This window comes from Flavobacterium ardleyense, from assembly GCF_033547075.1.
Lineage (GTDB): Bacteria > Bacteroidota > Bacteroidia > Flavobacteriales > Flavobacteriaceae > Flavobacterium > Flavobacterium ardleyense_A.
In genome coordinates this window covers 2,557,550-2,582,939 of record NZ_CP137891.1, presented here as the reverse complement: position 1 = coordinate 2,582,939, position 25,390 = coordinate 2,557,550, and the positions used below count along the sequence as shown (strand labels likewise).

18 protein-coding genes are annotated in these 25,390 nt (G+C 35.3%); 13 read left to right on the top strand and 5 right to left on the bottom strand.

The window, feature by feature from the left end:
* Window positions 1-7: 7 nt before the first annotated feature.
* The 5 genes from SBO79_RS11155 (at window position 8) to SBO79_RS11135 (ending at window position 7,120) form a co-directional block, all read left to right on the top strand.
* A complete protein-coding gene (locus SBO79_RS11155; protein WP_318640477.1) occupies window positions 8-1,711 on the top strand; it encodes a mechanosensitive ion channel family protein in 1,704 nt (567 codons plus the stop codon).
* A 510-nt stretch (window positions 1,712-2,221) separates the two neighbouring features.
* On the top strand, window positions 2,222-3,307 hold the full coding sequence (locus SBO79_RS11150) for an endonuclease/exonuclease/phosphatase family protein (RefSeq protein ID WP_318640476.1): 1,086 nt from the start codon (window positions 2,222-2,224) through the stop codon (window positions 3,305-3,307).
* A 137-nt stretch (window positions 3,308-3,444) separates the two neighbouring features.
* Entirely contained in the window at window positions 3,445-4,191 is a 747-nt protein-coding gene (fabG, locus tag SBO79_RS11145; RefSeq protein ID WP_318640475.1) for a 3-oxoacyl-[acyl-carrier-protein] reductase, read from the top strand.
* 52 nt (window positions 4,192-4,243) lie between these two features.
* Window positions 4,244-6,271, top strand: a complete 2,028-nt coding sequence (locus tag SBO79_RS11140; RefSeq protein ID WP_318640474.1) for a hypothetical protein — start codon at window positions 4,244-4,246, stop codon at window positions 6,269-6,271.
* 72 nt (window positions 6,272-6,343) lie between these two features.
* The gene (locus tag SBO79_RS11135; RefSeq protein WP_318640473.1) at window positions 6,344-7,120 is read left to right on the top strand and encodes an META domain-containing protein; all 777 of its coding nucleotides are present in this window, start codon (window positions 6,344-6,346) and stop codon (window positions 7,118-7,120) included.
* Window positions 7,121-7,257: 137 nt separating this feature from the next.
* Here SBO79_RS11135 and SBO79_RS11130 read toward each other — a convergent pair whose 3' ends face one another.
* Both SBO79_RS11130 and gcvT read right to left on the bottom strand, forming a co-directional pair.
* On the bottom strand, window positions 7,258-7,968 hold the full coding sequence (locus SBO79_RS11130; protein WP_318640472.1) for a YebC/PmpR family DNA-binding transcriptional regulator: 711 nt from the start codon (window positions 7,966-7,968) through the stop codon (window positions 7,258-7,260).
* A gap of 37 nt (window positions 7,969-8,005) precedes the next feature.
* Window positions 8,006-9,088, bottom strand: coding sequence for a glycine cleavage system aminomethyltransferase GcvT (gcvT, locus tag SBO79_RS11125; RefSeq protein ID WP_318640471.1), 1,083 nt, complete (start codon window positions 9,086-9,088; stop codon window positions 8,006-8,008).
* A 241-nt stretch (window positions 9,089-9,329) separates the two neighbouring features.
* Here gcvT and SBO79_RS11120 point away from each other — a divergent pair, with 241 nt between their 5' ends.
* The 3 genes from SBO79_RS11120 to hutH all read left to right on the top strand — a co-directional run bounded on the left by SBO79_RS11120 (window position 9,330) and on the right by hutH (window position 12,105).
* Complete coding sequence (locus SBO79_RS11120; protein ID WP_318640470.1) at window positions 9,330-10,124, top strand: HipA family kinase; 795 nt, start codon at window positions 9,330-9,332, stop codon at window positions 10,122-10,124.
* Window positions 10,102-10,494 (top strand): DUF3037 domain-containing protein, encoded by a 393-nt coding sequence (locus tag SBO79_RS11115; RefSeq protein WP_318640469.1) that lies wholly within the window; start codon window positions 10,102-10,104, stop codon window positions 10,492-10,494. The genes SBO79_RS11120 and SBO79_RS11115 overlap by 23 nt, the downstream gene beginning before the upstream one ends.
* Before the next feature lie 102 nt (window positions 10,495-10,596).
* Complete coding sequence (gene hutH / locus SBO79_RS11110) at window positions 10,597-12,105, top strand: histidine ammonia-lyase (protein WP_318640468.1); 1,509 nt, start codon at window positions 10,597-10,599, stop codon at window positions 12,103-12,105.
* A gap of 131 nt (window positions 12,106-12,236) precedes the next feature.
* On the opposite strand, the gene SBO79_RS11105 is transcribed toward hutH, so the two are convergent.
* Complete coding sequence (locus SBO79_RS11105) at window positions 12,237-14,780, bottom strand: ATP-dependent Clp protease ATP-binding subunit (protein WP_318640467.1); 2,544 nt, start codon at window positions 14,778-14,780, stop codon at window positions 12,237-12,239.
* A 715-nt stretch (window positions 14,781-15,495) separates the two neighbouring features.
* On the opposite strand from SBO79_RS11105, the gene gyrA reads away from it, so the two are divergent.
* Both gyrA and SBO79_RS11095 read left to right on the top strand, forming a co-directional pair.
* Window positions 15,496-18,123 carry a DNA gyrase subunit A gene (gyrA, locus tag SBO79_RS11100; RefSeq protein WP_318640466.1) on the top strand — a complete coding sequence of 876 codons (2,628 nt, stop codon included), beginning with the start codon at window positions 15,496-15,498 and terminating at the stop codon, window positions 18,121-18,123.
* Window positions 18,124-18,145: 22 nt separating this feature from the next.
* Window positions 18,146-19,480, top strand: coding sequence for a tetratricopeptide repeat protein (locus tag SBO79_RS11095; protein WP_318640465.1), 1,335 nt, complete (start codon window positions 18,146-18,148; stop codon window positions 19,478-19,480).
* Between the two features lie 53 nt (window positions 19,481-19,533).
* On the opposite strand, the gene SBO79_RS11090 is transcribed toward SBO79_RS11095, so the two are convergent.
* Both SBO79_RS11090 and SBO79_RS11085 read right to left on the bottom strand, forming a co-directional pair.
* The gene (locus tag SBO79_RS11090) at window positions 19,534-20,301 is read right to left on the bottom strand and encodes a C40 family peptidase (protein ID WP_318640464.1); all 768 of its coding nucleotides are present in this window, start codon (window positions 20,299-20,301) and stop codon (window positions 19,534-19,536) included.
* Between the two features lie 17 nt (window positions 20,302-20,318).
* Entirely contained in the window at window positions 20,319-21,500 is a 1,182-nt protein-coding gene (locus SBO79_RS11085) for an acetyl-CoA C-acyltransferase (protein WP_318640463.1), read from the bottom strand.
* Window positions 21,501-21,958: 458 nt separating this feature from the next.
* Here SBO79_RS11085 and SBO79_RS11080 point away from each other — a divergent pair, with 458 nt between their 5' ends.
* The 3 genes from SBO79_RS11080 (at window position 21,959) to SBO79_RS11070 (ending at window position 25,366) form a co-directional block, all read left to right on the top strand.
* Entirely contained in the window at window positions 21,959-22,564 is a 606-nt protein-coding gene (locus SBO79_RS11080; protein WP_318640462.1) for a hypothetical protein, read from the top strand.
* A gap of 202 nt (window positions 22,565-22,766) precedes the next feature.
* On the top strand, window positions 22,767-23,954 hold the full coding sequence (locus tag SBO79_RS11075; protein ID WP_318640461.1) for a hypothetical protein: 1,188 nt from the start codon (window positions 22,767-22,769) through the stop codon (window positions 23,952-23,954).
* A 179-nt stretch (window positions 23,955-24,133) separates the two neighbouring features.
* Window positions 24,134-25,366 (top strand): exonuclease SbcCD subunit D, encoded by a 1,233-nt coding sequence (locus tag SBO79_RS11070; protein ID WP_318640460.1) that lies wholly within the window; start codon window positions 24,134-24,136, stop codon window positions 25,364-25,366.
* Window positions 25,367-25,390: the final 24 nt, after the last annotated feature.

Below are 25,390 nucleotides of genomic sequence, written 5' to 3'. Positions count from 1 at the left end.
GTATAAAATGATTGTACTTGCGGCGCAAAGCCAGCGAGCCAGCGACTCTATAGAAAAAGTGCGACTCGAAGAAAAAATCCGCGGATTAAATACCACCGATAATCTGGAGAAAAAATCACTTCAAAACCAACTCAACACTCTCAGGATTAAGGACAGTATTCGGCTTGTCCAGAAGAAATTAGCGATAGATTCAAGACGATCAGCGGCAACCGGATATCCTGTTATAGGATTTTTTAAGGACACTTTATTCACAATTTATAACAACTCTGGAAGTTTTACCGCGCACGACCGCGCAGTTGCAGTTTCTGATCGTATTCAAAAATTATCCGAATCTTTTAATGTCGCTGCCGATTCTCTAAGTCTTGTACACAATGAGTCGAGTGTCGATATTTTAAATGGTGATCGAATTATTTTAACAATTTCAGAAAATGATGCGTTGTGGAATGATGCTACAACCAAGGAATTAGCAGAGAAATACAGAGAAATAATTCAGACAGCTCTAAAGAAGTACAAAGCTGAAACCAGTCTAATTACCTTGGCAAAAGAATTTGCATTGGCTATTTTAGTTTTGGTGGTGCTAGGATTAATCATTTTTTATACAGGCAAACTTTTTAAATATTCTGCAAATCAAATAGAAAAACAACAGGATGTCCGCATAAAAGGTATCAAGATTAAAGACTACGAATTATTTGATTCTCGTCGCCAAGTCAATACTTTGTTAGCTTTAAATAAGTTGATAAAATGGATTTTGATTCTAATCCTGATTTCGGTTGCGTTGCCTATTTTATTTGGAATTTTTCCGTGGACACGTCATTTTGCCGAGACCTTATTTGGATATATCTTAACCCCAGTCAAAAAAATCGCATTTTCGTTGTGGAACTATTTGCCAAATTTAATTACGATTATTGTTATTTTAATTGCGTTCAAATATGTGATGAGGGCTTTAAAATTTTTAAAATATGAAGTAGAAAGCGGAAATCTTAAAATATCAGGATTTTATCCAGACTGGGCAAATCCGACCTTTCAAATTTTGCGAATAATGGTTTTGGCTTTTATGGTTGTGGTAATTTTCCCATACCTTCCGGGCAGCGATTCACCAATATTTAAAGGAGTTTCGGTATTTTTAGGGTTTCTTTTTACTTTTGGGTCTGCGGGTTCTTTGTCCAATATGATTGCTGGATTGGTGCTCACCTATATGCGACTGTTTAAAATTGGCGATCGGGTAAAAATTGGCGATGTTTCGGGTGATGTTATCGAGAAATCGTTATTAGTTACTAGGCTTAAGACGCCTCTCAACGAGATAATTTCCATCCCAAATTCAACAGTAATGAGCAATCATACCATCAATTATTCAATGGAAAGCCTAAATCAAGGCCTTGTTTTATCGGCTGCCGTAACGATAGGTTACGATGTACCGTGGAAGGACGTACATAAAGCGCTGCTCGAAGCTGCCGATCGCACACCACAATTTCTAAAAGATCCAAAGCCTTTTGTACTTCAGACTGGTCTGGAAGATTTTTATGTGGGCTACGAAGTTTATGGCTACACCCGCGGTGCTAATATGCAGGCCAGCATTCACTCTCAATTATTTTCCAATATTCTAGATACATTCAATGAGGATGGAATCGAAATTTTATCCCCTCATTATCGTGCCGAGCGCGACGGAAATGCGGTGACCATTCCTACAAATTATACTAATATTCAAAAATAGTAGTAGGTGTACAAGCTGTTTTTAAAGAGCTATTGTAATTTTTATGGCAGCTGCTGCCGGAGCGTTCCTACCGGCATCACCGGGCTGTCCTCTGTATCTTTGCTGCTAGAATATTTTTGGTTAAATGAGAAATTCAGGGTAGCAGCAAAGGATGCCGTTCCCATCCCTGCTGCGGGAGGGCGTCATTAAAGAAATTAAAAATTATAAATTCTGTTTGCACTTAAAGGGTTAGTGTTGAGTAGATTTTTTTAAAATTTGTGCTAGCGTGATCAGCATTTTATTAGTTGAAAGATTTTATAAGATGGAGTATTGATGTTTTAAGAACTAATTATAGGAACTCCTAATGTACATTTCTATAAAGTGCGCTTTAAACTCAGCTTAGCATCACAAAAATAATTGCAAGAATTTTTTTATATCTAGCTTGCACTTTAAATTCAATAATGTAAATTTAGCTTTGATAAGAAACCAATACATAATTTAAATTTTTTTCAAGCTGCTATATAATAAGATATGCTATTAACCTACTACATACTTTCGGCATTATTTATTCTAGCATCAGCTTTGCCTTTTATTCCGCATCAACATTGGATATTTCGAGTTCCAGAAATTGGTCGAATTCAAGTGATGTTTCTTCAATTGATAGCTATTATGATTGGTTTATTATTTGTAGAAAACAAAGATTTGCTTTTTTGGATCTCTATAGGCATTCATTCAATCTTCATCGCGCATCACTTAATGCTATTAATTCCGTACACTCCAATATATAGAAAACGTGTAAAGGATAATGTTCAAAAACACTCGGATACGGTCTCAGTAATTTCTGTAAATGTGTATCAGTTTAATGAGCAATATCAAAATCTAGTGGATTTAGTGTTGGAAGTCAAGCCAGACATTTTGCTCACAATGGAATCAAATCAAGCGTGGGATGATGCACTAACTGCAATCGAAAAGGATTATCCTAATTTTAAAAAAGTTCCTCTCGAAAATACTTACGGAATTCACTTCTACACAAGATTCGAAGTAAAGTCAATTAAGGTTAACTATCTAATTTCAGACGATCTTCCTAGTATCGAGGCGTCTGTAATAACTGATGATGGCTTTGATTTTACTTTTTTTGGAGTTCATCCACCACCACCAAGTCCTACAGAAGAAGATACAAGCAAGGAGCGAGATGGCGAACTTCTCGCTTTGGGTAAAAAGGTTTTAGAAACCAAAGGAGCAACAATTGTTGTTGGCGACTTTAATAATGTTGCCTGGGCAAAATCGTCAATTCTATTTAGAAAAACTTCCGAATTAATCGATCCAAGGATTGGTCGTGGATTTGTTTCGACCTATCATGCTAGATATTGGGTGTTGCGTTTTCCAATAGATTTGTTTTTTCATTCGACTGAAATCTTTATCGAAGATTTCAAAACTTTGCGAAATATTGGTAGTGATCACCTGCCACTATTTTCTAAATTCTATATTAACAAAACTGAGGATATTCAAGAAGACGAAGTAGAAACGTTGGAGAAGGAAGAGGAGCAGGAAGTAGAAGAAATGATAGAAGATGGCATTGCAGAGCAGAGCGAGAGACCGCAAGTAGCAACTGAATAATCTACTACAATACAAGAGATCTCGTAATAAAGCATCTTAAATGAATTGCGCTATTTAATACTTCTCAGAATTTTATAAAATGAACAAATAGGTTATATTTGTCTTTCGAGCTAATCAAATTTTAGAATTTACTTTATATGAAATTACTTAACGGAAAAACAGCAATAATTACTGGAGGAAGTCGCGGAATAGGAAAAGGAATCGCAGAAGTATTTGCTGCACACGGAGCAAATGTTGCATTTACATATAGCAGCTCTGTAGCTTCGGCACAAGAGCTAGAGAAGCATTTGGAAACTCTAGGAATTAAAGCAAAAGGATACCAATCAAACGCAGCAAACTTTGACGAAGCTCAAAAACTTGTAGATGACGTATTGACTGATTTCGGATCTGTAGATATCTTAATCAACAATGCTGGAATTACCAAAGATAATTTATTGATGCGTATGTCAGAAGCTGATTTTGATAAAGTTATAGATGTTAACTTAAAGTCAGTTTTTAATATGACAAAAGCAATTCAGAAAACTTTCTTGAAACAACGCTCGGGATCTATTATCAATATGAGCTCGGTTGTGGGAGTTAAAGGAAACGCTGGACAAGCAAATTATGCAGCATCTAAAGCAGGTGTAATTGGTTTTACAAAATCTGTCGCATTGGAACTTGGATCTAGAAATATTCGCTGTAATGCAATCGCTCCTGGATTTATCGAGACCGAAATGACGGCAAATCTTAACGAAGATACGGTAGCAGGATGGCGTCAAAGTATTCCATTAAAGAGAGGTGGAACAACAGAAGACGTTGCTAATGCATGCCTGTTTTTTGCTTCAGATATGAGCGCTTATGTTACAGGGCAAGTAATGAATGTTGACGGCGGAATGTTGACATAGTCGCACAATTTAATTTTTAAAAATAAAATTTTTTGAATACAACCCAGAATAAATGACAATAAATACTGTAATACTTTTAATCCTATCGGGATTTGCGGCGGTTGCGCTGTCTTATTTTCAGTATTTCTTTAAAGCTAAAAGTAAATCCAAAGCGAATTTACTTTTAGCTTTTTTGCGTTCTATAGCGATATTTTGTATTCTCGCACTGCTGATAAATCCTTCGGTAATAAAGAAATCGTATCAAGTAGAAAAACCAGCACTGATTGTTGCGGTGGATAATTCTTCGTCCATTAACATGCTGAGTTCAAAAAGTGAAGCCGAAGCAACTTTAAATAAAATTTTAGAAAACTCGGACTTAGCCAAAAAGTTCGAAATTAAACAATACCAGTTCGATAGGGACTTAAATATTCTGGACTCTTTAAATTTTCAGGGCAAGCAGACTAATATTTCTCAAATAGGAACCCAATTATCAAAAGTCTATCGAAATTCTTCAATTGTTACACTGTTGCTCACCGATGGGAATCAGACAGAAGGAAGTGATTACATCTATTCGTTCGGCAATAGAAACAAGGTATTGCCAATTATTTTGGGAGATACAACCTCGGTTTTCGATTTGAAAATCGATCGAATTAACGCGAACAAATATGCCTATCACAAAAATAAATTTCCTGTTGAAATCTTTGTGAATTACAATGGAAATAAGAGGGTAGAAGCAAAGGTTTCGATATCGCGGGATTCAAAAGTTATCAGTACACAGCAAATCTCCCTTTCAAATTCAAAAAATGTTGAGATTGTAAATTTCCTGCTTCCCGCAGACAAAATCGGGTTAAATAATTACAAAGCAACGGTAACTTCGGCGGAGACCGAAAAAAACACCTACAATAACAGCAAGGATTTTCTGGTTGACGTAATCGATCAGAAATCAGAAATTGCGATTATTTCAGATATTAATCATCCAGACATTGCTGCTATTAAAAGAAGTATATTGAACAATGCACAGCGCAATGTTGCCATAATTTCACCGAAAAACTTCCAAAGTGCGGCAGATTATAATCTACTAATTCTCTATCAACCAAATGCAAATTTCAAAGACATTATGAATTTGGCGAAAGCCAGAAAACAAAATTACTTGGTAATTGCAGGAAACTCTAGTGATTATAATTTTCTAAATTCACTGCAAACGGACTTAGCATTTAAAGTTAGCAATCAAGTTGAAGAATATTTGCCCGCAGTAAATTCGTCTTTTAATCTATTTAACACAAAGGATTTAAAAACGGATTATTTCCCACCATTGCAAATGCCATATGGAAAAATCACGACTTCTAATAATGTTACTGTTCTGTTGGATTCAAAAATCAATAATCTATCAACAGGATCGCCTATGCTCGCATTTAGTGATATTGATGGACAGAGAGTAGGTTATTTGTTGGGAGAGGGGATTTGGAAATGGAGATTAAAAAGTCACGATGCAACCAAAAGTTTTGAAGAATTCGATAATTTCTTCGACAAAACAATTCAATATTTGATGTCGGATAATTCTCGTAAATCACTAGTGGTAACCCACGAGAATTTCTATAATTCTAGCGATGATATTATTATCTCTGCTCAATATTTTGACAAAAATTATCAGCCCGATCCTGATGCTAAACTTACCATGTCACTACAAGACTCGAAAACTGGAAAAATTAAATTGCTAGATTTTTTAAAGAATGATACCGACTTTCAGGTAAATCTCAACGGACTTTCGGCCGGAAATTACAAACTGATTGTAAAAGAGAAAAATTCAAATGCCACTTATACTAGCAAAATAGAAATAATTGAATTTGATATTGAAAAGCAATTCGTAAATCCAGATTATCAAAAATTAAAGCAACTCGCAGATGCAACTTCAGGTTCAATTTTTCTTTCTAGCCAAGTAGATGAGGCGCTTGATCAACTGCTCAATGACAAGAATTTTCAAAGTATAGAAAAAGAAAGCACCAAAAAAGGGTCGTTAATTGATTGGATTTGGCTGTTAATAATCGCGGCATTTTGTCTTAGCGCTGAATGGCTGCTTCGAAAATATTATGGAATGCTCTAAAGTCTAATCAAATTTTATACTTTTACTAGAACTAAAAAAAAATATTAAATAATCTTTATTAATAATGATACTATGAAATTAAGAAGTATAATCTTATTGTCAGTAATCTCTTTTGCAGGATTGTCATCATGCAAAAGTCAAAAAGAAATTGTTGAAAAAACTACATTAGAACATACAGCAGTAGCAAATACAAGTGGAGTTCCGTATTTTAAAGCAGTTGGTACCGAGCCATTTTGGAGTATCGAAATTTCTGAAAAAGAGGTAAAGTTCTCTGAGCTAGGAAATGAAAAAGGTATAATTTTTCCAAATGATAATAATGATATTCTTTATGAAAACATGAAGCTTACCTATACCAATAAAACTCACATGTTAACCATAGATGTAAAACCAGGAGAATGCTCAGATGGAATGAGTGAACAACGCTATTCTTATAAGGCAAATGTATCTTTAATAGATGCGGATGCTGGAGAGGTTAAAGAGTATTATGGTTGTGGTCAATATTTTGCTGATTCTAAACTAAACAGCAAATGGATGCTGAAAACATTAAGAGGTGAGGAAATTTCAGAAAAGAACTCTCAAAATAGTCTTTATATTGAATTCCTAAGTGAGAAAAACATGTTTACTGCTTTTGCAGGTTGCAATCAAATCAATGGAGTAATGAAATCAAATACAGAGAATAGATTGCAACTATTAGATATAGCATCTACAAAGATGCTATGTGAACCTGGCAATAAAGAGCAAGATTTTATAAATGTCTTAGCAAAAGTAGGTGCCTATAAATTTGATGGAGACACTTTGATTTTAACGGATCCAACATATGTACCGATAGCAACTTTTCGAAAAAATTAAGAGCACCTACTAGCAAAAATCATTATTCCATCTTTACAAAAAAGCAGCTACAAAAATCTTTGTAGCTGCTTTTTTTATAAAAATAGAAGATCAAATATAAAACCGTTTTAAAATCCGAAACGGTTTCTACATTTTATCTACTCTTGCATGGTATGGTACACGTTCTGTACGTCGTCATCTTCTTCAATTTTCTCGAGAAGTTTTTCTACATCGGCAACTTCAGCTTCGGTAAGTTCTTTTGTAACTTGCGGAATTCTATCAAACCCTGACGATAAAATCTCAAAACCTCGGTGTTCTAATTCTTTTTGCAAAGTTCCAAAACTTTCGAATGAAGCGTAAATTAAAATTCCGTCTTCATCTTCAAAAATTTCTTCAACTCCAAAATCAATTAGTTCTAATTCTAATTCTTCGATATCCAAACCAGTATTGGCAATTCTAAAATTGCAAATATGATCAAACATAAATTCCACAGAGCCTTGAGTTCCTAGCGAACCATTGCATTTATTGAAGTAACTTCTAATATTTGCCACCGTTCTGTTATTGTTATCAGTAGCAGTTTCAATTAAAATCGCGATTCCGTGAGGAGCATATCCTTCAAAAAGTACTTCTTTGTAATTTGCGGTATCTTTGTCGGTTGCTTTCTTAATTGCTCTCTCCACATTCTCTTTAGGCATATTTGCAGCCTTCGAATTCTGAATTACGGCTCTCAGGCGTGAATTGGCATCAGGATTTGGACCACCTTCCTTAACGGCCATCACAATGTCTTTTCCAATTCTAGTAAAAGCTTTTGCCATCGCTGACCAACGCTTCATTTTTCTACCTTTTCTAAATTCAAATGCTCTTCCCATAAGAGTTGTTTTATTAAATATGAAAACTCAGTTTGTTTTATTTTTTGTAAAATGGTGTTTTCACAACTTTGGCTGCTACATCATTTTTGCGAATTCTGATAAAGATTTCACTATCTACAGCGCTATTATCAATGCTAACGTATCCTAAACCAATACCTTTATTTAGCGAAGGCGCCATTGTTCCAGATGTTACTATTCCAATTGCATTACCGTCTTTATCAACGATTTCGTAATCGTGTCTTGGAATTCCTCTCTCAGTCATTTCAAAACCAACAAGTTTTCTAGAAACGCCAACTTGCTTAATTGTTTTGATATGTTCGGAGTTTGTAAACTCTTTTGTGAATTTAGTAATCCATCCTAAACCAGCTTCAATTGGATTTGTAGTGTCATTGATATCATTTCCGTAAAGACAGAAACCCATTTCTAGACGCAAAGTATCTCTGGCCGCAAGACCGATTGGCTTAATGCCAAAAGATGCTCCCGCTTCAAAAACTTTATTCCATATCGCTACAGCATCTTCGTTTTTACAGTAAATTTCAAATCCTCCAGATCCTGTATATCCAGTAGCTGAAATAATGACGTCCTGAACACCTGCAAATTCTGCAACTTCAAAACTGTAATTTTTAATTCCCGCAAGATTCACGGCAGTAAGACTTTGCATTGCTTCAATTGCTTTTGGACCCTGAATTGCTAATAGCGCCATAGTGTCAGAAATGTTGGTCATTTCGGCACCAACAGTATTGTGCTTTTCTATCCACGCCCAATCTTTATCAATATTTGAAGCATTTACAACAAGCAAATATTCTTGGTCAGCAAGTCTATAGATAATCAAATCATCGATAATTCCACTCTCATTATTTGTCATACAGGTGTACTGAGCTTTTCCAATTTCAATTGTCGAAGCGTCATTTGTACAAACTGATTGAATCAAATTAAGCGCATTTGGACCAGAAATAATAAATTCACCCATGTGCGAAACATCAAAAACACCAACTGCAGTACGCACTGTTTCGTGTTCAGCATTCACCCCTTCATATTGAATAGGCATATTATAACCTGCAAAAGGAAGCATTTTTGCACCTAGTTGTTCGTGTATTTGCGTAAGCGGAGTATTTTTCATTTGAAGTTGTGTTTTAAAGGCGCTAATTTATTGCTTTTTTTTGGTCGTAACAACATTTTGGCAAACCACTTTGTAGCGTGTTGTAGCATAAGGTATTAGAAAGTGAAAATCTGGGCAAAATTGATGATTTTTAGGCTTTCGCCAAAAGACCAAAGCTCGCAATAACTTTAATGCTCTAAAAGTCCCGAAGCTTATTCTGTTCTTCGTAATTTTGTGAATCTTTAATTGATATTATATGCCTATGGAAACCGTAGAAAAACTACGTGAGCAAGAAGTTGTCCGCTATATGCAACCCTTGCGAGAGGGAGGATCGCTTCCTGCACTTGTAGAAGCCGATGACACCTATAAATATGTACTTAAATTTAAAGGCGCCGGTCACGGAGTTAAGGCGCTGATTGCCGAACTAATAGGAGGGAAGATTGCACAAGCACTAGGTCTTCCAATACCCGAATTGGTATTTCTTGACCTTGACGAGGCTTTTGGGCGAACTGAAGCTGACGAGGAAATTCAAGATTTGCTTAGAGGAAGTCACGGTCGAAATCTCGGGTTGCATTTTCTGTCGCAAGCAATGACTTTTGATCCTGCTGTTACTGAAGTGGATTCGCTAATGGCCAGTAAAATTGTATGGCTTGACGCATTTATAACAAATGTGGACCGAACTGCAAAAAATACCAATATGTTGATGTGGAAGAAAGAGTTGTGGCTTATTGATCACGGCGCTTGCTTGTATTTTCATCATTCATTTACCAATTGGGAGCAAGCAGCAATTACACCATTTGCTTTGATAAAAGACCACGTACTATTAAAGCAAGCTTCAAAACTTGATGACATTAATAGTTTTTTCAGAGAAATTCTCACAGATGATACGATCAAAAACATCGTAAATCTAATTCCCGAAGAATGGCTTTTATGGGAGGATGGCGATTATTCGCCTGAGCAACTCAGAGAAATCTACTTCAATTTTTTATCGAAAAGACTTTCAAATTCAGAAATATTCCTAAATGAAGCAAAAAATGCAAGAGAAAAACTTATATGAATATGCTATCATTAGGCTATTGCCAAATGTAGAAAGGGAGGAATTCTTGAACGTAGGGTTGATATTATTTTGCAAGCACAAGAAATTTATAAAAGTAGCTTTCGAAGTAGATGAAAACCGTCTCAAAGCTTTTGCTACGATTGATGTTGATTTTATAAAAAGAAATCTTTTAGCTTTTCAGCAAATTGCAAATGCCGATAAAGATGCTGGACTTGTGGCAACTTTTGACCTGCCGTCACGTTTTAGATGGCTTACCGCAATGCGCAGCAGTATGATTCAGACCTCAAGACCGCATCCTGGTATGTGTGCTGATCTGGAAAAAACATTTGATAGAATCTATGCGCAGTTGGTCTCGCAAATGGAAGAATAACAACTAGATAAGAATCGCTACTAATCTGCCTTAAAAGCTTATCGCTAAATTGCTTGCTTATTTGCGTCAATTTGCGGAATTTTACCGCTCAATACAAAAACTATGGACAACTGTCATTACATAAGCAGCGAAATGCTGTCTCTTGGTAAAGTACAACAAATTATTACCGAAGGTTTAACATTAGAATTTTCTGAAGAATCCAAGATAAATATTCAAAAATGCCGTGATTATCTTGATAATAAGATGGCAACCAATGATGACGCTATTTATGGTATCAACACTGGATTTGGATCACTTTATAATATTAAAATTGAAAAAGAAGATCTTTCTAAACTTCAAGAAAACTTAGTAAAATCGCACGCTTGTGGTACAGGATCTGAAGTTCCTGAAGAGATAGTTAAGATTATGCTTCTCTTAAAAATTCAGTCGTTATGCTACGGACACTCTGGCGTTCAGATGGTAACTGTTCAAAGATTGATTGATTTTTATAACAATGATATTTTGCCGGTGGTTTATACTCAGGGTTCACTTGGAGCTTCTGGAGATTTGGCACCGCTTGCTCATCTTTCATTACCTCTAATTGGTGAAGGAGAAGTGAATTATAAAGGTGCAAGAGTGCACGCTTCGGAGGTATTAACCGAATTTGGATGGGAAACAATAAAGCTTCAGTCAAAGGAAGGATTGGCATTGCTTAATGGTACTCAATTTATGAGCGCTTACGGAACTTATATTTTACTTAAAGCGAATAAACTTTCGTATTGGGCAGACTTAATTGGTACAATGTCTCTTGAAGGGTTTGATGGCCGCAAAGAACCTTTTAACGAGCTAATTCACATGATACGTCCTCATAAAGGTCAAATTGTAACGGCTCAACGAGTACTTGAATTTTTGGATGAGAGTGAAATAATAGAACAGAAAAAACAGCACGTCCAAGATCCATATTCTTTTAGATGTATGCCGCAAGTTCACGGTGCCTCAAAAGATGCGATCGATTACGTGACTAAAGTCTTTAAAACAGAAATAAATTCGGTGACGGATAACCCAAATATCTTTAGAGAATCTGACGAAATTATTTCTGGAGGAAATTTCCACGGTCAGCCTTTAGCTTTAGCCTTGGATTTTCTTGCAATTGCTTTATCAGAATTAGGAAGTATTTCTGAAAGAAGAACGTATCAACTGATTTCGGGTCTTCGTGGTTTACCAGCATTCTTGGTAAGTAATCCAGGATTGAATTCAGGATTTATGATTCCTCAATATACTGCGGCAAGTATCGCAAGTCAAAACAAACAGTTTTGCAGCCCTGCAAGTGTGGACAGCATTGTATCGAGCAACGGACAAGAAGATCATGTGAGTATGGGTGCGAATGCAGCTGTAAAAGCACTTCAGGTGGTGAACAACCTTGAAACAATTCTTGCAATTGAACTAATGAATGCTTCTCAAGCTTTATCTTTTAGAAGTCCATTAAAATCAAGTCCGTTTATCGAAATGATTCTTAAAACTTATCGTTCAGAAGTTTCTCTTGTAGAAGATGATAGAATATTGCATTACGATATTATCAATACGGTAAAATTCCTTCAAACAATTCAGATCGAAGAAGATCTTATGAAGTAATTTAAAGACTAAATCTATACAAAAAGACCTGCAAATTGCAGGTCTTTTTTTTTATTTTAGCGAAAGCTTACTGCAAAAAAAAAGCAACCTACATTTCTGCAGATTGCTTTAATCGTGTTCAAATTATAACCTTATTCAGCTGGCTGTTCTTTCTTTTGAACTTCCACTGTTAATTCATTTTTATCTTTGTCAAGATCCATAAAGATTTCATCTCCAACTATAATTTTAGAAGTAATGATTTCTTCGGCAAGGGCATCTTCAACATATTTCTGAATAGCTCTTTTTAATGGTCTTGCGCCAAATTGTCTATCAAAACCTTTCTCTGCAATAAATGCTTTTGCTTCGTCAGAGATAGAAAGAATGTATCCAAGTTCTTTAATTCTAGCATACAATTTTTTCAATTCGATTTCTATAATCAAACTGATATCTTCTTTTTCCAGAGCATTAAAGACAATTACATCATCAATTCTATTTAAGAATTCAGGAGCAAATGTTTTCTTAAGTGCATTTTCGATAATACTTTTTGAGTTATCATCAGCCTGACTAATTCTTGCAGAAGTACCAAAACCAACGCCTTGACCAAAGTCTTTAAGTTGTCTTGCTCCAACGTTTGAAGTCATAATGATAATCGTATTCTTAAAGTCAATTTTACGTCCTAAGCTATCGGTTAAATATCCATCATCTAATACTTGCAACAGCATATTAAATACGTCTGGATGCGCTTTTTCAATCTCATCTAGAAGTACTACACAATATGGTTTTCTTCTTACTTTCTCAGTAAGTTGTCCACCTTCTTCGTATCCTACGTATCCAGGAGGTGCTCCTACAAGTCTCGAGATTGCAAATTTCTCCATATACTCACTCATATCAATTCTGATAAGAGCGTCTTCTGAATCAAATAATTCTTTCGCTAGAACTTTTGCAAGTTGCGTTTTACCAACTCCAGTCTGTCCTAAGAAGATAAACGACCCAATTGGTCTGTTTGGATCTTTAAGTCCAGCACGGTTTCTTTGGATAGATCTAGCAATTTTTAATACTGCTTCTTTCTGTCCAATTACCTTGCTTTCTATAAGTTCTGGTAATTTTGCAAGTTTATTACTTTCTGTTTGCGCAATTCTATTTACCGGAATTCCAGACATCATCGAAACTACATCGGCAACATTATCTTCGGTAACTTCAATTCGATTATTTTTCGAATCTTCGTCCCATTTTTTCTGTGCTTCGGCTAATTCAGCTTCAATGCGTTTTTCATCATCACGAAGTTTTGCTGCTTCTTCATATTTCTGTTTCTTAACCACAGTATTCTTAAGTGCTCGAACATCATCTAATTGCGCTTCAAGATCTACAATCTGTTTTGGCACATCAATATTTGTAATATGCACTCTCGATCCTGCTTCATCCAAAGCATCAATAGCTTTGTCTGGAAGGAAACGATCACTCATATACCTACTAGTCAATTTTACACAAGCTTCAATCGCTTCGGGAGTGTAGGTAACGCTGTGGTGTTCTTCATATTTATCCTTGATATTATTCAAGATTTCAATTGTTTCCTCAATATTAGTTGGTTCCACAATAACTTTTTGGAATCGTCTTTCTAATGCACCGTCTTTCTCAATATACTGTCTGTACTCATCAAGAGTCGTTGCACCAATACATTGTATTTCTCCTCTTGCAAGAGCAGGTTTAAACATATTTGAAGCATCAAGTGACCCCGTTGCACCACCTGCACCCACGATAGTATGAATTTCGTCAATAAAAAGAATAATATCATCATTCTTCTCAAGTTCATTCATCACCGCTTTCATGCGCTCTTCAAACTGTCCTCTATATTTAGTTCCGGCAACCAAGCTGGCCAAGTCTAGAGTTACAACACGTTTTCCGAAAAGTATTCTGCTCACTTTCTTTTGGATAATTCTTAGAGCAAGACCTTCTGCAATTGCAGATTTCCCCACTCCAGGTTCACCAATTAGCAAAGGGTTATTTTTCTTACGTCTGCTCAGGATCTGCGATACTCTTTCAATTTCTTTTTCACGACCTACAACAGGATCAAGTTTCCCCTCCTCAGCCATTTCTGTTAAATCTCTACCAAAATTATCTAGTACCGGAGTTTTAGATTTCTTATTGGATTTATTGGCAGGACTGGCGAACGTACCTTCTTTTAAACTGTCATCTTGTCCTGAATCATCATTAAATGACTCAGCACGAGGCAGATTGTCTAGGAAATCATCATTGTTTGGCGTCATATTTATATATTGTTCTTTGGCTGCATCATAGTCGATTTTCATCTTATTGAGCAGTTTGGTTGTTGGATCATTCTCATTTCTAAGAATACAAAGCAATAAATGCGCTGTACTAATAGAAGTGCTCTGAAAAACTTTTGCTTCGAGGAAAGTTGTTTTTAACGCACGTTCAGCTTGTCTAGTTAGGTGCAAGTTTTTCTTATCGTTTCCGATGCTAACTGTTGGATTTGCTGGGCTTAGAATTTCAACTTTTCTACGTAAAAAATCTAAATCTATCGATAAATTATTTAATATATTGATTGCTTTTCCGTTACCATCTCTCAAAATTCCTAGCATAAGATGCTCTGTCCCTATAAAGTCGTGCCCTAATCGTAGTGCTTCTTCTTTACTATAGGTAATGACATCTTTTACTCTTGGTGAAAAATTATCGTCCATATCTGTTAAGGGAATTATTAATTTGTTATTTAATTACTGCATAAAGTGCAAAAACCCTACCAACAGTAAATACTTGTCAGCTAATTGACAAAATTAAAAGGGAATAAAAAACCTTATTAGGATAATATTATCAACTTATTACGCTATGTTTTTGTTAATAAATTTAAGGGTTTAAGAATTAAATCAAATCTAAAAAATAGAATTATTAAAGTAAGTGAAAAAAATTGACGATAGAAGGATACAAAGATTGGAAGGCTCATAGATTTCTAGAGTTTTTAGATATTAAAATAGAGACTTGAATAGATGAAGCGATTTTCAGTAAAATGACCTAGCATTATTTGTAATTTCTGACAAAGTCTTGAAGTTTGTTTTTGAAAATAATAGCTTCGGCAGTGGCGGAGATGGAACAAAAAGTCTTCTGTTGGAAATGTAATTCCACAGGTTGTCAAAAAATCATTGGTTTTTCGGCTTGACCGAAATAAAGAATCACTTACCAACCAACATTATAATCCTGAGAACTATTTCATTGTTACCTAATATTTAAATCTTTAAATTTTTCAATCTTTCAATCTTTAAATTTCAAATACAAGGTCACATCTTTCATAAGCAAAATACAGCTTAAAAAAGACGACTTTTCACCCATAAAATAAGAAAAAAATCTGTACATTAGCGTAAATTTTTTTTTAACATTATAATTATAATTTAATAGATAAATATGGCTGACGCAGGTAAGTTAATTCCGATAAATATTGAGGATGAAATGAAATCAGCTTACATCGATTACTCGATGTCGGTAATTGTATCGCGAGCACTTCCAGATGTTAGGGACGGACTCAAGCCGGTGCATAGAAGAGTTCTCTACGGAATGTATGATTTGGGACTTTTTTCCAATAGAGCTCATAAAAAATCTGCCAGAATTGTTGGAGAAGTATTAGGAAAGTACCACCCTCACGGTGATACATCCGTTTATGATGCAATGGTACGTATGGCCCAGGAATGGAGTTTACGTTACCTATTAGTTGATGGTCAAGGTAACTTTGGTTCTGTAGATGGGGATAGTCCTGCTGCAATGCGATACACCGAAGCTAGAATGCGCAAAATTTCCGAAGAGATTTTGGCTGATATCGATAAGGAAACAGTCGATTTTCAACTAAATTTTGATGATACACTTTACGAACCAAAAGTAATGCCTACGAGAGTACCAAATCTCTTGATTAATGGTGCTTCTGGAATTGCGGTAGGTATGGCAACCAATATGCCTCCTCACAATTTATCCGAAGTTATTGATGGTACAATGGCGTACATCGATAATAATGATATCGAAATTGACGAACTTATAAATCACATCAAAGCGCCAGATTTCCCAACCGGGGGAATTATCTACGGATATGATGGCGTGCGTGAAGCCTTTAAAACTGGACGTGGACGTGTAATGATGCGTGCAAAAGTTGGTTTTGAAGAAGTGGATGGACGTGAGTGCATAATCGTAACTGAAATTCCGTATCAGGTGAATAAGGCTGATATGATTAAGAAAACAGCCGATCTTGTAAATGATAAAAAAATAGATGGTATTGCCAACATCCGTGATGAATCGGATAGAAATGGTATGAGAATCGTCTATATATTAAAGAGAGATGCAGTGCCAAATGTGGTATTGAATACTCTTTATAAGTATACACAGCTTCAAGCATCGTTTAGTGTAAACAATATTGCACTAGTTAACGGTCGTCCGCAAATGTTGAATCTGAAGGATATGATTCACTATTTTGTTGAACATCGACATGATGTTGTGACAAGAAGGACAATTTTCGAATTAAGAAAAGCAGAAGAAAGAGCGCATATTCTCGAAGGATTAATTATTGCATCAGATAATATCGATGAAGTGATAAAATTGATTCGTGCATCGAAAGATGGAGAAGAAGCAAGAGGGAAATTAATCGAAAGATTCCAACTTTCAGAAATTCAAGCTCGTGCGATTGTCGAGATGAGACTTCGTCAATTGACTGGTCTTGAGCAAGACAAATTACGTGCAGAGTATGACGAGATTATGAAAGTAATCGAACGTTTGAAAGCATTGCTTGCTAGCAAAGAATTGAGAATGGAACTTATTAAAGAAGAGCTTCTCGAAATTAAAGAAAAATACGGAGATGCTCGTCGTTCTATCATCGAGTATGCTGGTGGAGATGTGAGTATTGAAGACCTTATTGCGGATGAGAATGTTGTAATCACAATTTCGCATGCAGGATATATCAAACGTACAAACCTTAGCGAATACAAAACTCAAAATAGAGGTGGAGTAGGACAAAAAGGAGTGGCAACACGTGATCAAGATTTCTTAGAGCATTTATTTGTGGCAACTAACCACCAATATATGATGTTCTTTACTCAAAAAGGAAAATGTTTCTGGATGAGAGTTTATGAAATTCCAGAAGGATCAAAAACTAGTAAAGGTAGAGCAATACAGAATCTGGTAAATATCGAAAGTGATGACAAGGTGAAAGCTTTTATCTGTACTCAGGATCTTAAAGACCAAGATTACATCAATAGTCACTATGTGATTATGGCTACTAAAAAAGGTCAGGTTAAGAAGACTTTGCTAGAGCAATATTCTAGACCTAGAGTAAATGGTATTAACGCGATTACTATCCGTGAAGATGATGAACTTTTAGAAGCAAAACTTACCAATGGGGAAAGCCAAGTTTTATTAGCAGTAAAATCTGGTAAGATGGTTCGATTTGAAGAAGGAAAAACGCGCCCAATGGGACGTTCAGCTTCTGGAGTTCGTGGAATTACGCTTCAAAACGAGCAAGATGAATGTATTGGTATGATTTCTGTAAACGATATGTCAAGCGAAATTCTTGTCGTATCAGAAAACGGATATGGAAAGAGATCTTCTTTAGATGATTACCGTATTACCAATAGAGGTGGGAAAGGAGTTAAGACTTTGAATATTACTGAAAAAACAGGTAGTCTTATATCTATCAACGCTGTTACGGATAATGATGATTTGATGATTATCAATAAATCAGGTCTTACCATTCGTATGGAAGTTTCAGACTTGAGAGTGATGGGAAGAGCAACACAAGGAGTTCGACTTATTAATATTAAAGGAACAGACTCTATTGCGGCAGTTACAAAAGTTATTCGCGAGGATGAAGAAGAAATAGAAGCGGCAATTGAACAAGCTGCTGAAATTGATGAAAACGGTGAAATTGTAAAGCCATCGATTTCTGATGATATTGCTGATGAAGATGAGTTAGAAGAAGATGAATTGGACGAAGATGAATTGGACGAAGATGATTCTGACGAAGATCAAGATAACGAAGACGAAGACGAAGAATAAAGATTTTAAATAAAAATAGAATATGAAAAAAGTTGTCATACTTGCAGGCGCACTTCTAATTTCGGGAGTAACTTTTGCGCAGAAAAATGAATTAAAATCTCTTAAAAAGATTTTAGATAAAACAGAGGCTCCGGATGCGAAGCAATTAAGCGAATATAAGAGCAACGCCACTGCAGCAAAAGGCTTTCTTGGATCTGCAGATGCATCAGATAAAGTTTATATAAATTTCTACAATGATATTACACCGTTGTTGGAATACAATTCTGCGGTGGAGATAGCAAAGGGTGAGAATTCAAATGCTATTGCAAAAAGATTTTTTTCTCAGGCGAAACTAGAAGCAATGGTAAGCAGTATGAATGCCGTTACAGAATTTGAAAAGACTTCTGGAAAAGCAGTTCATTCAAAAGATATTGAAAAGTTAAAGCCTATGTTGTCAACCGCAATTCTTAATTATGCTATTGCTTTAGGTAATGACAAAAAGTATTCAGAAGCAGCAAAAGCTTTGTATTCGTCTTACCAACTAGATAAGAAAGATCAAGATAATTTGTATTATGCTTCAACTTATGCAATTACAGCTAATGATTATGATTTAGCTTTAAAGTATTATAACGAATTGAAAGATTTGAAATACTCTGGAGAAAAAACAAATTTTCTAGCAAGAAATATTGCAACAGAAAAAGAAGAGTCCTTTGCTACAAAGGACATGAGAAATAAGATGATTACTTTTAAAACTCACGACCAACCTCGTGATCAGAAAGAGCCATCAAAAAGAGGAGAGATTTACAAAAATGTTGCTTTAATTCTTGTGCAGCAAGGTAAGATTGAAGAGGCAAAAAAGGCAATTGCTGATGCAAAAATCGAAAATCCTAATGATGAGTCATTAATGCTTACAGAAGCTGATCTTTATTTGCAACTTAAGGATTATGATGGTTACAAGAAAGTTGTAAATCAATTGCTTGAAAAAAATCCTAATGATGCAGATCTAGTCTATAACCTGGGAGTAATTGCATTTGATGCTGATAATTTAACTGAAGCCGAACAGTATTTTAGAAAAGCTGTTTCTATCAATCCTGAATATGCAAATGCATACGTAAACATCGCTGCAATAAAATTTAAAGAGGACAAATTGGTTGTAGAAAAGATGAATAAACTTGGAACATCTGCTGCCGATAATAAAAAATATGAAGCCTTTAAAGCAGAGAGAGCTGCAACTTTCAAAGGATTATTACCTCTTCTTGAAAAAGCCTATGCAATTGAACCTGAAAATCAAAACGTAATTTATAACCTTATGACGGTTTACAATTACCTTGAAATGACGGCAAAATACAAAGAACTTAAAGCAAAAGTGAAAGAATAACGTTGCTATCGCTTAAAAACAAAAACGTCTCGAAATTTTCGAGACGTTTTTTTTTATATATACTTTTTTATTACCCTGAGCTTGTGTGTATGTCGTTGCGTTTCTGGATTAAAAATCCCCAAATGGTCCAGTCTGTCAATTCGGACTTTTCCGCTTGAGTGAATAATGTAATTGTCTTCCATGATGATTCCCACATGCGTAATCACACCTTCGTCATTATCAAAAAATGCCAAATCACCAGCTTCACTTTCTTCAATAAAACTTAATGGTTCTCCTTGCAATGCTTGCTGCGAGGCATCGCGTTCTAGCTTAAAACCATTTAATTTATACACCATTTGCGTAAATCCAGAACAATCAATTCCAAAAGGAGTTCTGCCACCCCATAAATAGGGAGTATTCAAATAAAGAAATGCTGTATCAATAAGTTTAGCTTTGTCTTGAATTTCATTAACCGACTCGCCTTCAAAAACAAATTGTTCTTTATTGACTGAATCTATACTCAAAAAATTAAGAGACGATCCAAGTGGAACAGTAGTTAATAAATGATCTTTTGATGAAACATATTCAATCAAATCTGTGGTTAAAATTCGAGGTTGGGCAGAAAGATTTACAAAATCCTCTTCCGAAATTTCAGTAGACTGTTTTGAATCAATCCAACCTTCATAACCATCAAATTGATTTTTTATTCTATGCCATTCTTTATTGGGAGACACTTCCAGAATCTGAAAGTGTTCTCCAAATAAGAGTTGCGAAACAATTTCGCTTCTATGACTAGATTCGGCACGAAGCGGAATAATGGCCAGTTTTGAAATACCAAACATTTAGGTAATTTTTGATTTTAGGCTCTTTCAAGAACAATTGCAGATGCACCACCACCACCATTACAGATAGCTGCAGCACCAGTTTTTGCATTATTTTGTTTCAAAACGTTCAACAAAGTAACCACGATTCTAGCACCAGAACATCCTAGAGGATGACCAAGAGAAACCGCTCCACCGTTTACGTTAACTTTAGCAAGGTCTAAATCCAATATTTTAGCATTAGCCAATCCAACTACCGCAAACGCCTCGTTGAATTCAAAATAGTCTACATCTGTAATTGCAACGCCAGCTTTATCTAATGCTTTTGGCAAAGCTAAAGACGGCGAAGTTGTAAATTTATTTGGCTCTTGAGCCGCGTCCGCATATCCAGTGATATAAGCTAGAATTGATAATCCAAGTTCGTTTGCTTTTTCTTCACTCATAAGCACTACCGCAGCAGCACCATCATTAATAGTCGAAGCATTTGCCGCCGTAACTGTTCCATCTTTTGAAAACGCACCTCTTAGCGAAGGAATTTTATCCAATTTCACATTGGTATATTCTTCATCTTTAGTCACCATAATCGGGTCACCTTTACGTTGAGGTACTGAAACAGCAACAACTTCTTCGTCAAATTTTCCAGCATCCCAAGCATTTGCAGATCTTGTATAAGATTCAACCGCAAAATTATCTTGATCTTCACGAGAGAAATTATATTCTGTAGCACAAGCATCAGCACAAACTCCCATTGCATTATTATCGTAAGCATCTACAAGACCATCTTTTTGAAGCCCGTCAATCATTGTAGCAGGACCAAATTTAGTAGCATTTCGCAAGTGCATATAGTGAGGAATCATGCTCATGTTTTCCATTCCACCAGCAACAACAATTTCAGCATCTCCCGCTTTAATTGCTTGAGCACCCTGCATAATTGCTTTCATACCAGAAGCACAAACTTTGTTTACAGTCGTTGCAGCAACCTCTTTGCTAAGACCAGCAAGCAGAGCCGCTTGTCTAGCAGGAGCTTGACCAACACCAGCCTGAACAACATTTCCCATAATTACCTCATCCACTTTTGCGTAGTCAAGATTAATTTTGTCAAGCGCACCTTTTATTGCCGTAGCACCCAATTGCGGAGCAGGAACAGTAGATAAAGCACCCATAAAACTTCCAATTGGCGTACGTGCAGCCGATACGATAACTATTTTCTTAGTATTCATTATGTGTTTTTTTATTTAGTAGCTGCGAATTTACTGATTTTTAAGCAAAACAGAAAATCTTATTGAGTCCTATAATTGCAATTAAAATCAATTTTCTGCTCATTTTCAACTATAATAAGGAGTAGGCTTTCGCCAAAAGACTTCAACTTACTAGATGATCAATGGAAAGCAAGGCAGATCGTAGATTATCAGGCGTGGGGAAAGAAGGGGATTTGTGCTTTGGTTGAAGTACTTCTGCTAGAATTGATTATTCTTTGTATTAAAGAAAGTAGAAATAACCTCTTGTTTGTAATTCAGTAAATCAAGAGGTTATAATTTTAATTACAAAAATAAAAATCTTGCTAATATCCGTATATTGGTAAAAATTCTATTTATAATTTGTGGTATCATAATCTTTGCAAGAAATAACTATAATTATTAAATAATATCCATTTCGGGCCGCATTTATAAATCTTTCTATGAAGAAAATTGTATCTATCACTATCTTACTACTATTGTTCTGCGGTTGTATAAGCAATCTTAGTACAGAGGAATTTGAACAGAAAGTCTTTGACGAATTGTTCATAACGATAGTTGACTCAACTTATAGAGATCAGAGATTATATACCTGCTTTCCAGAAAAAGGAGAAATGCTGTATGACAAAAATGGCAGATGGAAAGGTTTCGATACAATTGGCCAATATCAGAGAGATTTAGAATGTGAAGTCAAGAGATTAGCTTTAAAAAGTGATACTATAAATCTCGTAATCGCTATTGAGAACGAAGGTTTGATAAATGAAGAAACTAACTTAAGTAAATATAATACTTTAAAATTTATCTTTAAACATCTTAGTGAGCAGCCTAGAGATGCAGATTTAAAATATACCGGATGGAAGAAAAGTTATGCCAAATTTGCGGGTGTAATGTCGTTTTCTAGTATCAAATTTGACGACAAAAAAGAAACGGGTACAATTGACGTAAGCTATTCTTGTGGCGACAAATGCGGACTAGGGTATTTAGTTTATCTTAAAAAATCAGAAGGAAAGTGGATTATTAGCAAAGTTGAAGAAACTTGGATTTCCTGAAATTGTAAAAAGAATTACTTTTACAAGTATAATATCTATAGTAATGCAACCCACTTTTTATAATTAACAACAACCGTCGAAGAAAACGTCAAACAATTGGGATTATAATATAAAGCTTATACTTACGATGAGTTGAAAACTATTTTAGAATATATATCCTATTTTAAAACCTTGCAATTATTTAGAATTTAAATCTCGAAGCTTGACAGAATTCCGTTTCCCTTTATATTACAAGATATTTATCTGCATTGTCGCTGTTGCATTAGTCTGTTTTTTTTACTTTGTATTTAAGATGCTATTGGAAAAACCGAACGAAACTGACTGGAACATTTTTAATATTGTTTTAGGAGTTTCTATATTTTTAGCCATAACGTTAGTAATCGAAATATTTAATGCTTTTACAGCAAAATTTGCAATTTCCAAAGATAGAATAACCGTAGCGCGCAATTTTTCTGAAAAGCAGTTACTCTATAAGGAGATTGTAGGTTTTAGAATCAGGGAACAATATATTTTTTTTGAGTCCAAGAATTGCAAGAGTCGAATTAAAATTTCTTCCCTATTTGACAATTATAAAGAAATTTTAGATTGGGCGTCCAAAAATTTCCAAAATTTGGATATCGCAGATGCTGCCGAGGAAAATAAAAAAATTTTAAGCGATGTTGATTATGGCTGGACAGTAGTGGAAAGAAATAATAATTTGAAACGTGCTAAAAAAGTTGCTGTAGCTTTAAATATTACAGGAATATGGCTCCTGATATGGCTCGTCGCTTATCCTAAACCATACGAGTTAGTGATTATTTCATCAATCTTATTTCCAATTCTCTGCTTGATTATTTTAAAATATTTTAAAGGATTACTACTATTTGATGCTCGAACTAAAAGCGGTCACCCAACTATAATGCTTTCAATAATTTCCCCAAGTGTGGGTTTATTAATTAGAACTTTACAGGATTATAAAATCTTTAATTATTCTAATGTATGGATACCTTCTCTGTTAATTGCAGCAACTTATGTTGTGATTTTAATTATCGATGATAAAACGTTGAAGAATGATAAAGCAAAACAATACTTCACATTATTTACGTATTGTGTTGCAATGTTTGCCTACTCTTTTAGTACAGTTGTTATTATAAACTGTTTATATGATAGATCAATTCCCAATTTATTTACTTCTACAATAACAGATAAAAAATTTATTCAGGGATATAGCAGTAGTTCAACCTACAGTGTAAAATTAACGTCTTGGGGAGAACAAAAGGAAGCTAAAGAAGTCTCTGTGACAAAGGATGAATTTAAAAATATGGAAATAAACGATCAGGTTTCAATTTTATATAAAAAAGGCTTATTTGATATATCGTGGTATGAAATTAAGTTTAAAAGTTCAAAATAATTCCTCATCAATTTATTTTAGGTAAATGGAAGTGGACTCTAATTAAATTATTAGTAATCTTTTTTAAAAAATGACCAAATATTAAGAATTAGAATCCAAGTAAAAATAGTCTCAAAGTCTTTCTAAGCTCTTTCTAACACAAACAAAGATTGCTACCTTTACGTTAGAAAATCCATCTAATGAAAATACTTCACACCGCTGACTGGCATTTAGGACAACTCTTCCACGAATACGATAGAAACTTTGAACACCAACAATTTTTAGATTGGCTTTTAGAAACAATCAAGGAAGAGAAAATAGACGTTTTGCTTGTCAGCGGTGATATATTTGATATTTCTAATCCGGCGGCAGCTTCAATCAGAATGTTTTATACTTTCCTGCAAAAGGCCACAAAGGAAAATTCCGATTTACAAATTGTTATTACGGCTGGAAATCACGATTCGGCTTCTCGACTAGAAGCACCCAAACCTCTATTAGAATCTTCTAACATTCACATTATTGGAACTATCGAAAAAAATAGTGATGGCAGTGTCGATTATGAGAAGTTGACCATTCCGTTGCGAAACAAATTCGGTGAAATAAAAACCTGGTGTCTGGCTATTCCGTTTTTGCGAATTGGCGATTATCCAAATATTGCCAATTCAACAAGTCCGTATGCCGAAGGTGTTACCGCTCTATACAACGAAGCTTTTGAGTATGCCCAGAAAATTAAGCAAGATGATCAGAATATTATTGCAATGGGACATTTGCACACACAGCACGCCGAAGTGTTGGATATGGATATATCCGAAAGACCAATTATGGGTGGCGTTGAATGTGTTGCTGCAACAGCTTTTCACGATGATATTAAATATGTTGCGTTGGGTCATATTCACAAGGCGCAACGTATTGGCGGTAAAGAACACATTCGCTATTCGGGAAGTCCGCTACCAATGTCGTTTTCTGAGAGAAACTACAAACATCAGGTTTTCATTTTCGAGTTAGAAAATGAAATTACTTCGCTAAAAACAGTCGAAATTCCTGTAACAATTCCGCTATTGCGAATCCCCTTAAAGGCCGAACTTTTGGAGAAAGTATTGGAGCAGTTAAATCAACTTCCCGAAAAAAATGACGATTTTCCAGCACCATATCTAGAAGTGCAAGTACTTTTGGAAGAGCCAGAGCCTGCGCTGCGACATAAAATTGACGAAGTTCTAAAATTTAAAAATGTCAGATTGGCGCGTATTCAGCAGCATTATTCAAAATCTAAATCAAATCCGGAAGAATCTAGCCCTCAAGAACTTCTCAACGAATTGAAACCAATTGATGTGTTTTCAAAATCATACCATAGCAAGTATGATGCAGAAGTACCAGATCACTTGATGGACTTATTCCGACAGACCTTAGAAGAAGTCAACCAGGCAGAGAATTAACGCAAATGGTAGCGAGAATCAATT